Raw genomic sequence first — 16074 nt, 5'->3', positions numbered from 1 at the left:
AAAAGTAGTTGCGCAGTGAAAGGAGCTGTAACATGCAGTTTGCAGTACAACTACCGGTAGACCGTGTCGACCTTGGCGCGGAATTTTCCTCCGCACAAGGCATCGCACAATGCGCACGCCATGTTGAAGCTGTCGGCTTCAACGCGACGTTTGTCACTGACCACCCCGCCCCCGACGATCGCTGGCTCCAAAAGGGTGGCCACCATAGTTTCGATCCTTTTGTCGCGCTGACTTGCGCCGCAGGCTGTACCACCACTCTCAAACTGTTTACCAATATACTGGTCCTGCCCTACCGCAATCCTTTTATCGTTGCTAAATCGGCAGCGAGCCTGGATACAATTTCCAACGGCCGTATGATCATGGGTGTGGGTGCTGGCTATCTTGCGGGCGAATTCCAAGCCTGCGGCGTGCAACTTGAAGAGCGCGGAAAACTGATGGAAGAGGCACTGCAGGCAATGAAACTTGCCTGGAGTGGTGAGTCCTTCAGCTTCAAGGGCACGCATTTCCAGGCGGATGGCAATACCGCCCTGCCCCGTCCAGCGCAGACACCGCACCCACCGATCTGGATGGGCGGCAACAGCGCGGCAGCAATGCGCCGCGCCGCACAGTACTGCGATGGCTGGCTCCCCTTTCCGGTGAAAGGCAAACTTGCCAGCCATGTTCGCACGCGGGAACTGGCAGATCTGCAGGGACTGGAAAACGCTATCAGGGATATCCGTAAACTTGAACAGCAGTTTGATCGACGTCAGCCGCTGGATATCTGCATGATCCCCTTCGGCCTCGATATGCACTCCGGCATGAACTGGGATGCTGCTGCCGTTCTCGATCAATGCGAACAACTGCGAGCACTGGGCGTTAGCTGGATCAACATCAGCCTGCCCAGCAATTCAATGAGTGAGTATCTCGAGGCGAGCAGTTGGTTTGCAGAGAAGGTAATTTCCGTGATGCGCCCAGACTCCCCACACCAGATCAAACACCAGGCCCGCTAAAGGATAATCCGTGAATCAACCAAAACTTCTCAGTAATAAGGTTCTATTCGGATACGGACTTTCCGCGATGCCAGCCATGTATGGCTATGTGCTGATATTAATCATGTACATGAAGTACGCGGTAGATGACCTCGGCGCATCACCGGCCGTGGTGGGGACAATTTTCCTGATCGCCAAATTCTGGGATGCGGTATCCGATCCTCTGGTCGGCAATCTCAGCGACAGAACCGAGCACGCAAGCGGCAGACGCAAACCCTGGCTGCGTGCCGCAGCGCCGATGCTGGCGATATTCAGCATTATGGCGTGGGCTCCCCCTGCATCCCTGGAGGGCTTCCAGTTAAGTCTGTGGATAGGCGTCGCTGTTATCGGTTTCTACACGGCTTATACCATGTTCGATGTACCACACATGGCGCTGGGCGCGGAGATTACGCTACTGCCCAACGAGCGCAACAAAGTGTTCGGTGTGCGACAACTGATGCGCATTGTCGCGATGCTGATTGCAGGCACACTCGGTACCTATCTTGTCAGTCAGGGTACCGCTTACGCAACGGCAATGGCTTACGCGCTGGGTTTTCTGGCACTGGTCCTGATCTTTACGGGTGTTTCGCTGTTGCCACCAGAACGTGACGGCTTCAAGGGCCGCGGTGGCGAGAACCCCTACAAGGCACTGCGCGATGTACTGGCAAACCCTCATGCGCGATTGCTCCTGCTGATTGTGTTTATCGATTCCATCGGCCTGGGAGGCATTGGTGTACTCCTGCCGTTTCTTGTTGAGTATGTAATCAAGATGGATGGCATGCTGCCGCTGTTTATGGCCATCAATATGCTCGCTAGCCTGGCAATGGTCCCCGGCTGGATCTGGCTCGCCAAGCATTTCGATAAACGAAAGCTCATCTTCTGGGCATTTGTTGCCAGCGGTGCGGGCTATGGTCTGGTCATATTCATCAGCGAGGGAGACTGGCTGATAATGGCGCTCAGTTCGCTGATTGCCGGAGGCGCTTCCAGCTGTGCTAACGTACTGGGCTACTCCCTGAAGTCAGAAATAATCGATTGCGATGAGTACTTAACGGGGGAACGCAAAGAGGGTGCCTATTTTGCCGGCTGGAGTTTTGTCAACAAACTCGGCGCCGGCATCATGATTGCAATGGTCGGGTTCGCGTTACAGTGGTCAAACTTTCAGCCCAATGTGGCCGAGCAGACCGAAGTAGTGAACAACACCATTGTGCTGCTGATGGGAGGCCTTCCTCTCGTGTGCTTCTGGGTTGGCGCAGCCGCATTTACACGTTTCAGTTTGACGGCCGAAGAGTACACGAGAATTCGAGCTGAACTGGATGCGCGCGCCAGCAGTGCGGCCTGATTTCACTGTGGCGTTGCGCAACAGGGTGAACAAGTCGAATATCTGTGTAAGACTGGATTTTATATAGTGGTATGCCAGGTGCATACTCAAATTGTTTAACTTCGTTATAAGAGGAGTAGCTATGAGTGACTATTTTGAATGCACACCGGTAGGCCTGGAGTTTTTGGAACAGACCAAAAACGTCTACAGGTCAGAAGTCGTCGTCAAGGCAACACCAGAACAGATCTTTGAAGTATTTGAAGATGACGTTGCCTGGACTGTCTGGGCGCTGCCAATTCAGCGAGTAGAGTGGACCTCTCCGAAGCCTTTTGGCGTAGGCACGACACGTACCGTCTACATGATGGGTGATATGAATGGCTACGAAGAGTTCATCGCCTGGGAGCCAGGCAAGCGAATGGCGTTCACCTTCCTCGGTTGCAGCAAAGAGAATCCGGAAAAGTTTCTGGAGGATTACCGCGTAACAGACCTCGGCGATGGTACCTGCCGTGTGGTCTGGTATATGGCGATGGACAAACGCGGAGAACCGAAGTGGACCGATGCGCTAACCCGGCCAATCATGCGCATGGCCAATCAGTGGATGTTCAAGAAGTTCAAAAAATATACAGAAGAATACGCGAGGAACCAGGCCTAGATACGGGTGACATGAATCGACATAACCCATCACAGCTGCACGCTCAAAGCACAGCTGCACTGAGAGCACCCCACACGGAGAAATAATTATGAGTGCCCAACCCGAGTACACTATTCAAGGCAAGACGGTCAAAATTCCCGCCGTCGTTCGCGATGCTTCATCCGGAACAGTTATGTATATGGTCGACACGGCGCCAGCTCAGGCGTTGGTACCTGATGCGTTTGAAGTGGTAGAAGCCGCGCCAGGGAAGACCCAGGCGACAATCGTTATTGTCGACTACAGGGATAATGACCTTGGCGATTACGACGAAGTCGGCATTATTTTTTTCGTGCGCCCCAAAGGAAAACCCGATGCCGAAGTGGGTTCTTTCATCTACAAACTGCCGGTAAACCAAAGCTTCACCTGCGAGGCCGGATTCAAGATATGGGGCTTCCCGAAAACCGTTGAAGAGATCGACTTTTCATACGGTGACAACAGTGCAACATGCAAACTGGTGATGGGCGGCAAGCATGTATTCACACTCACTGTTCCACGCGGCGGAGACGGTGCGACCGAGCCCGCACCCGCTACCGGGTATACCTTGATCGACGGCGTACCCCACCAGAATGAGTTTACGCGCGGCGGCACAGGAGAGCAGGCGCTCCCAGGCGGCGAAGGCGTGGCACTTGAATTGGGCAATCACCCGCTGGCCGATGAATTGCGTTCACTCGGCCTCGACACAGAAGAGCCCATTCTCTCTGCCTGGACGGAGCACATGAGTGGAAGTTTTGGAGAGAGCGTCAAGCTTTAGTGACGCCGGAAGTCTGACACCTTCTTATTTGTCCAGGCGCGAAACGCACGGCGGAAATTACCCACATCGCTATAACCAAGCATAAAGCCTATCTCCTTGGGAGTGATGTCGGTATTTTCCAGCCATTCGATCGCAATATTTTTACGCGTCTCATCGAGCACACTTTGGTAGGTAGTCCCCTCCTGCTGTAGCTTGCTGCGCAACGAACGTGTACTCATGTTCATTCGGCTGGCCATCTCGTCTGTATTGGGAAACAAACCGGGGTTACGGTACAGAAACCGCATTATTCTCTCAGCCAGTCCGTGCGAGCTGTTAATCTCACGTACCAGCTTTGAGCACTGTTCCTCGCACAGCTTGTTAACCGTTTCATTGGCGAGGGAAACCGGCTTTTCCAGCACGGCGGGATCCATATAGATAAGGTCTTTCGGGGCGTTAAATATGCAAGGGCAGCTGAACAGCTCATCGTACCGTTGCATTGACTGAGGTTGTGCATAACTGAAGTGGAGCTCAGTAAGCCCCGCCGGGCCATCGACGAGCTGGGAGAGTATGGCCTGAATCCTGGTTACTGACTCTTCAACCGCGAACTGCCTGAATTCTCCCAACGGAAAAATTTCCTGCAACTCCACGCACCATTTATCCCCGTGTGTGTAACCTTCGAGCGTTAACACCTTCTCGTTCAGCTCGTTGTATCTGTTCATTACATCGCCAGCGAGCTTGACGGTTTTGCTGCTCAGAACCGCATAGCCGAGCACACCGAGATCGCCCACCGAGTAAGCAGTACCAAGCCTTAAACCGATATGCTCATCACCCGTCAGGGTCAGAATATTGCCGATAAGTCTTTGATACTGTACGGGGGACAGCTGCAGACTCATATCCTGCGTACTCTGTTCATCTATACCGGTGCCGGAGAGAACTTCTACAGGTGAATACCCATAGGACTCCATTTTCGAAAGATAATAACGCGTTTTATTGGTAGCCATTTACCCCTTCCGAAAATCAATCGGTCACCCCGAACACCCAGGTGGCGACCCCGTTTTTACCATCAGGTTTCAGCCCTCAGTCAGGCCGCCACGGGCAGCGACAATGCATCAAAGTAAAACCGATCAGGGGTCTGTCGGTCAAGGCCGGGATACGAATTGTCGAAAACCAGAATACGATCGCGCGGTGCGCAGTGCTACATGCTGTGAAGGTGGGTCTGCAGGTGGACTGTAGCGCGAGCTGCAATACCGCTGCCGAAGCTGCTCATATGTTCATATATTCATGAACACTAAAAGCGCGGTGAGAAGCACACACGACTGCACGCTGACGGCAACCATCAGCGCTCGCGATTAGCGCACATCGTCGTACAGCGGTACGGAAAAGTGTCCGATATAGTCCGCAAAGCGCTCGCGGATCATGGCGGCGCTTAAACCGTATTCCTCGGCCGAATAGTCGTGTACGCCGTGTTTCCCCTGTCTGTTGTCCTCGTGCCACGAGGCCAGGCTGTTCTCTGTTTCGGCGGACATTGACAGGTTGAAATGGGAATAGATACTGCGCGCGGTCGCAATGGAATCGGCGACAAAGTCATCATAGTAGATGTCGAGTATCTGCCCGGGTTTAATTATTCTGCGAGCCTGTATGCATCTGTCCAGCGACTCGGCCCATTGATCCAGCATCTGCCGGCCGACCTGCGCCTTGCTGACGCCGGGCTCATTGACGGACCTCACCCGATAGACCAGGCTGCTGACCGAGGGAATAAGTGCGGACGGATCGCGATGCGTCTGCACGATTTTGCAATCGGGGTACACTGCCACCAGTGCCTGCAATGCAAAAATATGCCCGGGGTTTTTGAGCACCCAACGCTTTTGCTGGTCATTGGCACCGATCAGGCAAAGGTTGTCCCGATGGCGCTGGTAGGCCGGCACCAGATCCCTATCGACAATCCATGATTCGTAGTCCGGGATGGTGGCATTGCAAGGATAGGTCATGCCGACAAAGTCCTGCATCAGCAGGAACCGACATTCGTCGGCCGTCTCCGCCGTCATGTGATGCGCTGACTTCAATCCTGCGGCGCGAGCGTAGAGTTCCTGCAAAGCTTTTTCTGCCCGCAGATAATGCGCGTTATCCTGCCACTGCTGACGTGGCGGCCTCGTCATCGGAGAGGTGGCCAACCAATACTCGAGGTATTGGCTATCCGGATCGGCGGCCAGCAACTTATGCAGCGCTGTGGTTCCGGTACGCGGCAGGCCAATCACGAAAATGGGCGATTCAATATTCTGCTTAAGACACTGAGGGTTGTTCTTCCAGCCATCAACAGACAACAGTCTACTGACCAGGCAATCCAGCAGTGTTTTTTCAATCACCGCCCTGCCCTGCTCACTCAATTGTGCGGTGTCATCATAGGCATTCAACAGATACTTCAGGTTGTCCCTGTAGTAGCCATCGCCAAAATCCGTCAGCCCCGATACCGCGCTGGCCTGCTCGTGCAGCTCGTCAAACCTGTCTGAATAAACTGTGCCGTGCATTGCTCAAACCACTCACTCAAACTGTTACTGGGTATCGTCTACGATCCATTTACACATGCGCCGCAGTGGCTCAATGCCATCCTGTGGAGCATCGGACGGTGGATTGGCAGCGCCTCCCAGGGACACCATGCGTTGACCGCCGTGATACGCCAGTTGATCCTTGATTCGGTCTTTCAGGTTATCCGGGTAGATACCTATTGTTTGGGTATAGGCATTCACGGACCTGATCGCAGTTTCGACGTCGTCAATCGGTACTACATTAGCGACCCGACAAGCCAGATCACGAGCAAAGTCTACAGCTTCACTCTCATGGGATACGATCACGGCACCCTCATTGCCCCGACCGCCGATCACTGTGTACTCGTCTTCAACGAAACGCAATGCATCCACCTCATCCTTCAGCGCCGGGTCAAACTGCTTATGCGGCGTACTCAGGCTATCGGGTAGATCCTGTATCGCATCGAACAGCTGCGCTGAAAACTGCTTCGCCCTGTCGAGACCCGCTTCATCAGTGCCACAAACGAGATAGATGACGCGCGCGTTGACGCAGCCTTCCTGATTAAAAACACCTACATCCATCGCCGCTTTCTTTGCGACAAGTTCCAGGGTCTGCGGTGTATCGAAGGCCTCCTGCCCGATGATTGTACTGCTTTGCTTGGGGTCGAGGGTAATCAGGTCGATACCCGGTTGCAGATAGGCAGAAATGTGTTTGATGCTGTTAAAGCCGCCCCAGGCAACAATCTTTTCAATGTTTCTCGGTTGATAGAACTGCTGCTCAAACCGCTCATCGCCTCCCTTCCAATAGGCGACTGAGAGATGGCGAGTCAAAGGGTGATCGGGAGCCATATCTATCATTGTCTGCGCTATTGCAACTGCGGTCAGCGGATCATTGGAGGGTGTTTTTATCACCGCATCACTGCGCGTCAGTGCGTTGCGAATAACAGTGGCGACACCGACCAGCGGAACATTGCCAGCGATAATATGCACGGCGCGAGAACCAAATGCCCTGACCTTTACACCTTCCCGGATGCTGACCCAACCCTCCAGAAAATCTGTGCCTATCAGATTCTCGGCAACGCGCCGGGTTTCCTCGGCCTCGAATGCTCCGGGAATTACCTCATACGCATAGCGCAAAATACTGTCCGACAATCCGGATGTGGATTTGGACAGTTCAAATGCCTGCTGCATATAGGCATTGTTATCCAAGGCCAGCCTTGGACCCAGTTCAGCGAGATAATCTATGATGTCGTCGAAACTGATCGAATAGAGATCAGACATTTCGGATGGTTTGGACAGGGTAATCTGCTCTATGTACTGCTTCGCATCTGCAGTTGTAAAACCACGGCTTCCCGACCGGCCAGGGAATTGCTCGGTAAAATCCTCTACGACGTGCCCCCGCACTACTAGCGGGACTTCAATAAGATCTGTCATACCTATCCCTTTAGTCCAGACCAGCGCTTCGCGTCGCGCCTACTGAGCGGCATTCAACAGGTACTCCAGCGCCTTGTCATGCGCCTCGGGAGCGCCTGAGCAATTTATCTTGTCATCGCCACCCTCTTTTTCACTATAGCGGCGTATTTCAGAGTGGAGATAGAGGCCTTTTCGCCCACATGGGCAATCGTCGTCAAACCCCGACAGTGTCACTTCATCGCCACTGATAAACCCACCCCAGTAGGTTTCCGTCATCAAATCCAGGAAGGCAAAGCGTCCTGTCTGCGTACCGCTGCGCGGCATCGACTCACCGCTGATAGGGTCGAGAACAAAGGGGATCACCACCGGCGGAATGTGATAATGACCATGCTCACATATCGGAAACCCCGACATCATTTCGCTCATGCCGTACAACTCATAGGCGCGATCAAATCCGAGGCCGGTAAAAATGATCTCCTTCCAGTCATCCGGTAATTCATAGCCTTTGTTACCACCACCGGAGACGAGCACGCTGTCCTTGCCGAATATATTGTCAATCCCTCTTTCTCGCGCTTCAACCATTGCGTCATACAGCATAGTCCAGGTGGTACACAGAAATACCGATTTCCCGCCAAATTTTTCCACGGCCTGCTGGAAAAATCGGCTAATGCTTTCTTTCTTATCGATTTCACGCTGAACGTATTGATCGCGTTTTTGTGTCAATGCCGGGCTCAACTCGAGAGTGCCGCCCTCTCCTTTCGACTCGGCAGCCCGGATGCGTCCCGCCAGAGAACAGACATCCGCACTCATCCTGTCCGGGTAAAGGTACAGGCTGTTTTCTTCGGTGACGCCGAATAATTCTGCACGCAGCTCAGCGCCACGCAACATTGTGTAATACCCGCCATTGTAGGATGGCTGGATATAGGGCAGGGGAGTCTCTATCAGATCCGGGCCTGTGTTATCGCCGTACCAGTCCCGTATCATGTTCCGGAGGATAAGGTTTACGTTCTCGGCCTCCTGCAACGTTCTCGGTAGGAACGTCAGCTTTCCAGTGGTGCCCGCTGAATGGGAAATTCGCAGCGGCGTTTTTCTGTCCAACATATCCAGCCACTCATCAATTGAGCTGCACTCGCTGGCATCTATGTCGCTGAGATCAAGTGCGGTAAGACCGTTCAACCATTTGGTGAGTTTGTCGAACCGGCTCTTCTCCAGGAAAGACAAGGGGTAGGACTTGTAGACTGTATGAGGAAACAACACACGGATCAGATCATCGAAACTGGCTACCTCTTCAACACCCTGCTCCTTCGAGAGCCGTTTCAACGCAGCCACCTTGCCATTGAGTTCACTGTATTTTTTCTGCGCTGCTTTGAGATGGAAGTCGCCCAATTCACTGCCATCAACTTTGAACCCCTCACCGTAGCTGACGGTGAGAAAGTTTTTGGGGTCATCCAGCAAACTTCTCAGATAGGCTTTCATCTATTTCCTCGCTTCCCTCTCGCTTCCCTGGCATTTGATCTGCGCCCGATATTCCACCGTGCTATCTTATTTGGTGAGTATGAGTTCGTCGCCGGTTAAAGTGAGGCATATCTAGCTGAAAACATATCAAATCCTGCAGTCTCTTCGCGATACACGCGCTTGTTCCGGCACCTCCATTACCTGGAGAAATCAATGAACACTGCGAGGAAGCTGACGTTTCTGCTTGCGCTGACGACGCTTATCCTGACCTTTACTACTACCCTTGCCAGCTATTACATCGCAGGGAGGCTGTTGCATCCCGACACCAGGGATTACAACTCGACACTGCAAATGGAACTGGAAGGAGAGCACTTTACGCAGGCGTTCTACGACTCTCTCCCGCGGCAGGAGGTGACGATTCCGTCGCCGTTTGGTTATCCATTGCACGGCGTTTATATTCCCAACGATGACAGCGATAAGACGGTAATCCTGTCTCACGGCCGCACATACACTCTGATGGGGTCGTATAAGTATGTTGATATTTTCAGAAGGAAGGGCTTCAACGTCCTGCTTGTCGACAATCGCAATCACGGAAAAAGTGGCGGAGACAATTCTACGTTCGGGTACTTTGAGCGCTACGACATAGATGCCTGGGCCGATTGGGTTTTCGAGAAATCAGGGGGAACTACCTCTATCGGCTTTCATGGTGAGTCCCTGGGATCGGTCATCGGCTTAATGCACATGACCGTCGATAGCCGCCTGGCATTCTACATTCTTGACAGTCCCATGGCGGACCTGGCCAGCACCATAGGCCACAGCCTGAGAGCCGATTACTCTCTGCCTACTTTTCCACTTGTCCCTATCACAAGCTTTATGAGCAAGTTACGGGGCGGGATGTATCTTAGCGATATATCCCCTATTAGGTTTATCGGCGACATCACCATTCCCATACTTTTTATTCACGGTGAGAACGACGAATATTCACTGAGCGATAATTCGAAGCGACTTTTTGAACGCCATTCGGGGCAGAAAATGCTATGGATCTGCCCCGATGCCGGGCATACACAGTGCGTAACCGTTAACCGGGAAACTTACGATAAGGTCGTCGGCGAATTCCTCGAAGACATCGGCCAGAACTAGCCAGGGGGTTCTTGCCCGCCCGGTGTAGAGGGCGGGCACTACTTTCATCTTGAGTCGGCTTGATCTACCAACGATATCGCATTTCCAGCCCGTAATTGCGCTCGGCAATATTTGAATAGGAATGCTGGTAAGCATTGGGAATAAAATTGCCGTTCATCGAGCGAATGTTGGCGACGTAAAATTCATCCGTCAGGTTTTTTGCGAAGATCGTTGCCTGCCAGTGCTCCGAATGATCCTGAAACACTACTGACGCATCCCAAATGGTATACGCATCTCCGATCGTGTACTCATCCTGTGAAAGTGAGTACTGGATCTCATCCTGGGCACGCACTGCCCCAACGAACACGACGTCAAACATACTGGCTCTTGTCCAGGTGTAGGCCGCTGTTACATTTCCCTTCCATTTAGGCGTGTAGGGAAGATCTCCACCGGACAGATCCTGACTGAGATCGCACTCCCCGCGAAAGGTTTGGCCATTGCTGCAGGGGCCATTCGGATATTCGTCAATTTGTGCATCCACATAGGCGACACCCCCGGTGATACGCAGGCCCTCGGTCGCCTGAACCTGAAAGTCAAGTTCCACACCCTGAGTAGTCACTTTACCTGCGTTGACCAGGATAAAGGCACCCGGGTTATCATCCGGTTTGCACAGCGGATTATCATCCGGACAGTCGGGTAGCCCATCCGGGTCAAAAAATCCCTCGGCCTGGAAATCCTTGTATTTGGAATAAAATATCGCTGCGTTCAACATCGCCCGACCATCAAACCAGGTGCTCTTCATTCCGAGTTCCCAGGCATTGGAGGTTTCGGGGTCGACTTCTTCCTGCGTCTGGGGGTCGGTTTCGAATGTGACATCGAAGGCCGGTCCTTTATAGCCCTGCGCGTAACTCAGGTACGTCATACCATCATTGCTGAAGTCCCACTGCACAGCCAGCTTCCCTGAAAAATTGTCTTTACTGGTAGTGGACCCACCGGGCGGAGTGGGATCAGGAAGACCAATGGGCAGACCCTCGCGCGAACGACGGAATTTAAAGCTCACTTCATCATCGGTGTAGCGCCCGCCGAAAATGAGCCGCCATGATTCGTGAAACGCCCACACAGCTTCACCGAAAACAGCCCAGTTAGTGGTGTCTGCTTTGTAGGTTGCCAGCCCCGATCCCGGTGGATCTATCCCAATATCGAGGGAACGGCTGAAGGTTTCGTCTATGCTCTGGTCAAAGTAGTACAGCCCCGCAACATAATTGAAATGCTCATCGTCGGGAGAGGCTATCCGCAGTTCCTGAGTGTACTGGTCCTGGCTGGTATCGCCTGTTTGCTCAAGGTCGATGAGAGGGGTGATTGGCTGGCCATCATAATCGTCGGCAGAGTTACCATCGATATCATAACCGCGCGCGGCTGAGATCGAAGTCAATGTATACTCCCCGATCGACCAGTTGACCTCCAGCGAGGTTCCCCACTGCGAAGACTTTGACTCCGGAACCCTATTGATATTCGCATCAGTATTATCTTTTCCGGGTACAACCGGAGCAATCAAATCGAGGATTTCCTGAACTTCCTCTTCATTCCCACCCCAGGGATCAAGCCTCGCCAGCGGTGCCACCGTGCAGTCACAATGAGAGTCGCTGTAGTCACTGGAGAAGTTTAACTCGAGGTTCTCGGTGGGTTCCCAACGCAGTTTGCCCCTGACAGTCCACCTGTGAGAGCCATTGTACTTATTGCCATCGAAATAGTTTTTCGTGAAGTCCTCAGCATCGGTGCCAGAGGCCGTCAGGCGGTAAGCAAGATTATCCGTCACCGGGCCGGACAGCGTAAAACCGGCGCGGTATTCTTCATTGGTCTGCGCTGACACCATGACCTCGCCGGTAGGCTCTGCGGTAGGTTGCTGGGTAATGATATGCACTACACCCCCGCTCGAATTTTTACCGAATAGTGTCCCCTGGGGACCGCGCAGTACCTCTACCCTCTGGACGTCCATCAGTTCCATGAAGGCCTGCCCGGAACGCCCCATTACCACGCCGTCAAGCATGGTGGATACGCTGGGCTCCGTGCCGATACTGAACGACTGCGTACCGATGCCGCGAATATTAAAGGACGACTCGTTCGCATCGTTACCCCTCTGATACGTCAGCGAGGGCACCAGAAAAGTGAGTTGCTCCGAAGAGTGGATTTGTGCTTCTCGCATGGTGTCTTGGGACAGTGCGGTTATCGCCACTGGAACATCCTGCAGGTTCTCTGCCCGCTTGGTGGCCGTTACGATTATTTCTTCCAGTACCAAGCCGGAGCCACCACTTTGTGCCTGTGTGGCACCTGCCTGATAAAGTGCCGCTGCGGCGCAGGTCATCGCAATTGGGAGACGATACTTCATGTGCTACCTCAATATTATGGTTTTAACGTATAGGGCCAGAATTTCGTCCTGGCTAAAGTTAGCAAGTCCAGACTACACGCTGCACCTTGGAAATCAATTGCCAGATCGTTCAACGCTATGGTCATTTGAGAGCGCAGCGAATTCTTCTGCAACCAGTCGGGTTATCGACAATTGCCGCTCAGGATCAAGGCGCCACTGGCGCCATGGGAACAGGTCGTACCACCGGCCAAGCTGCTTGAAATTCAGCGTTGCGACGATCACCTGTTCTTCGACCCCGGCCGAGGCAAAAATTTTGTTGAACGCAGGATACGCGGGGCCCGCAATGGTACTGTGCCCGGCGGAGCCGCCGTTGCCATCAGTCGGTCCGGTCCAGTTGGCACTGATCGCATATAACAGGTTCTCCTGTGCACGCACCACCGTGGTGTCGCGGACATAATCCGCCTTACCCGGATTGGCAGCACTGCGCGTCGGGTTAATCAGGATGCGCGCGCCTTTCAGAGCCAGCAGCCGCGACAGTTCCGGGCCCGCCCAGAAGTCGTAACAGATCAGTATTCCTATCGGGCCGAGCGCCGTCTGGAATATCGGCAGCTCGCTGCCGGGGGTGTAGTGACGCGTCTCTAGCGGATGCCCAAGGTGCAGCTTGCGATAGGTGCCGACATGGCCTTCCGGGCCCAGTAACACCGCAGAGTTATGGATGCAACCGGGGAGGTCAGGCGCGACTTCATCGATGCCGAAAATAATGTAGATACCCAGTTCTACGGCAAGCGCGGCCAGCACATCCGTAGATGGCCCCGGAACAGTCTCTGCCCAGGCCCGATGTTCAGCACTCGGCCCGGATTCCACTGAGCAGCTATCGCACATCGGGCCGAGGGCACCCAGCGCCGACTCGGGAAACACCACCAGTTGCGCCCCCTGTCGAGCGGCATCGCGAGCCTGGTGGACTATCTTGTCAAGCCGATAGCGCTTGGAGGACGTGCCATCGCTGGAAACACCATCAAAATTGACACAGGCTACCGTGACAATATCGGGGTATTGCGGCGCCTCTATGCCCGATTGGGTACTACCGAGTTCATGCAGTTTATCCGTCACGGCCGCTCTCTCTTCTTATTCGAGTTAGTACGCGTTCACGTCGCCTTGGCATCCATATTATGAGCAGAGAATGACCCCGTCCTTGAATAAAGTGGGGCATATCAGGCTGAAAACATATCAAATCCTGCACAAATGTCAGATTGAGCAGGCGCGAGCGTCATCCGCTGTACCCAAAAATTCACAGATGTCTTAATCTGTCAAAAAGAGCCGTGCTGAACGCAATAATAAGGAGATTTGGATGATTCCCGAGCGATATGCCGGATACGAAAAATACGTGACTCTCGGTGCGGTAAACTTCACCTGTATTTCCGGCGACAAGGCCGCAAACCTGGCCAGAATCGAAACGAATATGCGCGAGGCCGCAGCCCAGGGCGTAAACATCCTCGCCTTCCCCGAAGAAGCCCTCACCGGCTGTGGCGGCTGCACACCCTGTCGCAATGGTGAAGCGCACTGCGAGTATCACTCGGGCCTGGCGGAAACCGTGCCCGGACCGTCCACGGAACGCATAGCCGAGCTAGCCAAAGAGCTGGACCTCTACGTCGCATTCGGCATGGTCGAGAGAGACCCGGATGACCCCTCGATTCTCTACAATGCCTCAGCCTTCGTCGGCCCCGAAGGCATTCAGGGGACGTATCGAAAAATACACCTCGGCACACTGCCATGGGTCACCGAAGGCATCACATTCAAACCGGGCAAGTCGATACCTGTTTTCGAAACCCGCTTTGGCCCTGTCGGGGTAATCATCTGCTACGACTTCTGGTTCAACCCCGAGCCAACCCGCATCATGGCACTGAAGGGGGCGCGGATTATCCTCAACACCTGTGCCTCTTTCAACGGCCCCTATAAGCGTGACAATATGATTGCCGTAACCTGCACCAGGGCACAGGAAAACTGTGTTTACACCGTCAGTGCCAATCAGGTCGCCGGCGGGCCACACGCAGAGAGCTATGCCGCCGGCGCAGTGGAAGAACAACGCAGCGGGAATTTTGCCGGCAACAGCGTAATCGCCGGCCCCGACTTCCCCGCCTTCGCCCGCCCCTATGCAATCGCAGATCACACCGAACAGCTGATTTCCGCAACGGTCAGTTTTGAGAAGCTGCACCGCTGGGAGTCGATCTTTCCGTGGCGAGAATGGCGCGCCGGACGGCTTTCTGAAACCTCCGAGCTCATTGCCGAGGAGTTCCAGTCACTGATACACGGCCCCTGAATCCTGTCCCTGAGGCGTGTAGTACCTGCCTCAACTCAATCCAGCTGTACCACGCGTGTGCGCGGCTCGGGCATGCTCGCTGCAAGGGTCCAGCGAAAGCACAGCGTGCCGAGTTTGTGCCCTGCGGTTTCCATCCAGTTACCCATACCCGGGTCTCTGTGAGAGATAACAATTTTCAGGGAACCGTCACTTTCATAGACAGCGGAGTGCTTGTTCACCGTCACATTCAGGTAGCGGTAGTCCAGTGACTCCTCCCAGTAGTTGTTCACCTGGAAGTTCCAGAATTCACACTGCGGTGGGTCCACCTCGATAAGCAGCGCCTGATCCTCGTCCAGCTCCCAGTAGCCATACCACATGGTATTGTTTGGATCACCCAAACTGGTTTTTCTATCAATTGGGTTATACACCAGTTCATTCGGTGTGCGCTTGAAGTTTTCCACCAGGCCGGCAAAGATGCTCGCCGTGCTGTTGACAAAGTTTGCGGCGGCTGTGAACCCCTCTGCCAACGTATCTGCGGTCAATACCTGCGGAATCGTTTCACCGTCCAACCGCTCGATCCGGAACTGCGCCGGTTCGTCGGTGAGCCGGTTCTTTAATAACTGCCGTACGATCATCAGGTTGCTATGTTCTTCCATCGGCAGCCAGTTACCCGGATGCGGGTTGCGACTGACGATGATGTCGATAGAGCCGTCCGCTTCCAACGCCAGTTCCTTTACGTCCAGAAAACCTGTCGGACCGGTTTTCCCGCCCTGACCATAGCCCCCGGAGAAGGTCCCGAAGCTGAGATAATCGACATCGCCACGGGTGCCTGTGACACGGTATTCCTTGCTGCTGTCCAGCACGGCATTGCCATAAATACAATCCGGGTTATCGCAACCGATCTTGGCTGTTTCATGGCTCAGTCGGAAAAACGTCGGGGCGCAGGTGTCGCTGTTTTCAACGTACTGCTCCAACGCCAGCCGAACCAGCCGCGAGAGGTAACGAAAACCCTCGGCCCTGTCCAGTTCACTGTCGGGAGAGCTGTCCCTGAGCACAACCTCACCGGCCGCTTTAAGCTGATCGCAAAAATTCGACCAGACCGCACCACTGTGAACCCTGTCCTTTGCCGATTCTGACTGCATGAGCGAACTCCTATTT

Annotated in this window: 13 protein-coding genes; 6 read left to right on the top strand and 7 right to left on the bottom strand. The window is 53.9% G+C overall.

Going from position 1 to position 16074, the window contains the following annotated elements; genetic code table 11:
* Positions 1-32 precede the first annotated feature (32 nt).
* The 4 genes from AC0L6S_RS19290 to AC0L6S_RS19275 all read left to right on the top strand — a co-directional run bounded on the left by AC0L6S_RS19290 (position 33) and on the right by AC0L6S_RS19275 (position 3767).
* Positions 33-989, top strand: coding sequence for an LLM class F420-dependent oxidoreductase (locus AC0L6S_RS19290; protein WP_473425745.1), 957 nt, complete (start codon positions 33-35; stop codon positions 987-989).
* A 10-nt stretch (positions 990-999) separates the two neighbouring features.
* Complete coding sequence (locus tag AC0L6S_RS19285; RefSeq protein ID WP_473425744.1) at positions 1000-2346, top strand: MFS transporter; 1347 nt, start codon at positions 1000-1002, stop codon at positions 2344-2346.
* Between the two features lie 121 nt (positions 2347-2467).
* Positions 2468-2977, top strand: coding sequence for an SRPBCC family protein (locus AC0L6S_RS19280; RefSeq protein ID WP_473425743.1), 510 nt, complete (start codon positions 2468-2470; stop codon positions 2975-2977).
* An 88-nt stretch (positions 2978-3065) separates the two neighbouring features.
* Positions 3066-3767: an acetoacetate decarboxylase family protein gene (locus tag AC0L6S_RS19275; protein WP_473425742.1), complete on the top strand. Its 702-nt coding sequence runs from the start codon at positions 3066-3068 to the stop codon at positions 3765-3767.
* Here the strand turns inward: AC0L6S_RS19275 and AC0L6S_RS19270 are convergent.
* From AC0L6S_RS19270 to AC0L6S_RS19255, 4 genes are all read right to left on the bottom strand, one after another.
* Positions 3764-4747: an AraC family transcriptional regulator gene (locus AC0L6S_RS19270; protein ID WP_473425741.1), complete on the bottom strand. Its 984-nt coding sequence runs from the start codon at positions 4745-4747 to the stop codon at positions 3764-3766. The two genes, AC0L6S_RS19275 and AC0L6S_RS19270, sit on opposite strands and share 4 nt — an antisense overlap.
* A gap of 348 nt (positions 4748-5095) precedes the next feature.
* Positions 5096-6271, bottom strand: coding sequence for a sulfotransferase family protein (locus AC0L6S_RS19265; RefSeq protein WP_473425740.1), 1176 nt, complete (start codon positions 6269-6271; stop codon positions 5096-5098).
* A gap of 24 nt (positions 6272-6295) precedes the next feature.
* Complete coding sequence (locus AC0L6S_RS19260) at positions 6296-7702, bottom strand: acyl-CoA reductase (protein WP_473425739.1); 1407 nt, start codon at positions 7700-7702, stop codon at positions 6296-6298.
* A 39-nt stretch (positions 7703-7741) separates the two neighbouring features.
* The gene (locus AC0L6S_RS19255; protein WP_473425738.1) at positions 7742-9157 is read right to left on the bottom strand and encodes a hypothetical protein; all 1416 of its coding nucleotides are present in this window, start codon (positions 9155-9157) and stop codon (positions 7742-7744) included.
* 192 nt (positions 9158-9349) lie between these two features.
* Between AC0L6S_RS19255 and AC0L6S_RS19250 the strand changes: the two genes are divergently transcribed.
* Positions 9350-10276, top strand: a complete 927-nt coding sequence (locus AC0L6S_RS19250; protein WP_473425737.1) for an alpha/beta hydrolase — start codon at positions 9350-9352, stop codon at positions 10274-10276.
* Positions 10277-10340: 64 nt separating this feature from the next.
* On the opposite strand, the gene AC0L6S_RS19245 is transcribed toward AC0L6S_RS19250, so the two are convergent.
* Complete coding sequence (locus AC0L6S_RS19245) at positions 10341-12641, bottom strand: TonB-dependent receptor (RefSeq protein WP_473425736.1); 2301 nt, start codon at positions 12639-12641, stop codon at positions 10341-10343.
* 93 nt (positions 12642-12734) lie between these two features.
* Positions 12735-13730: a carbon-nitrogen hydrolase family protein gene (locus tag AC0L6S_RS19240; RefSeq protein WP_473425735.1), complete on the bottom strand. Its 996-nt coding sequence runs from the start codon at positions 13728-13730 to the stop codon at positions 12735-12737.
* 238 nt (positions 13731-13968) lie between these two features.
* On the opposite strand from AC0L6S_RS19240, the gene AC0L6S_RS19235 reads away from it, so the two are divergent.
* Complete coding sequence (locus AC0L6S_RS19235; protein WP_473425734.1) at positions 13969-14937, top strand: carbon-nitrogen hydrolase family protein; 969 nt, start codon at positions 13969-13971, stop codon at positions 14935-14937.
* A gap of 35 nt (positions 14938-14972) precedes the next feature.
* On the opposite strand, the gene AC0L6S_RS19230 is transcribed toward AC0L6S_RS19235, so the two are convergent.
* Positions 14973-16058 (bottom strand): DUF1214 domain-containing protein, encoded by a 1086-nt coding sequence (locus AC0L6S_RS19230; protein ID WP_473425733.1) that lies wholly within the window; start codon positions 16056-16058, stop codon positions 14973-14975.
* Between the last annotated feature and the right edge of the window lie 16 nt (positions 16059-16074).

It is taken from the genome of Halioglobus sp. D3-4, from assembly GCF_055809315.1.
Note: the sequence above shows the minus strand (reverse complement) of the source record. Positions and strands in the feature narration are given on the sequence as shown.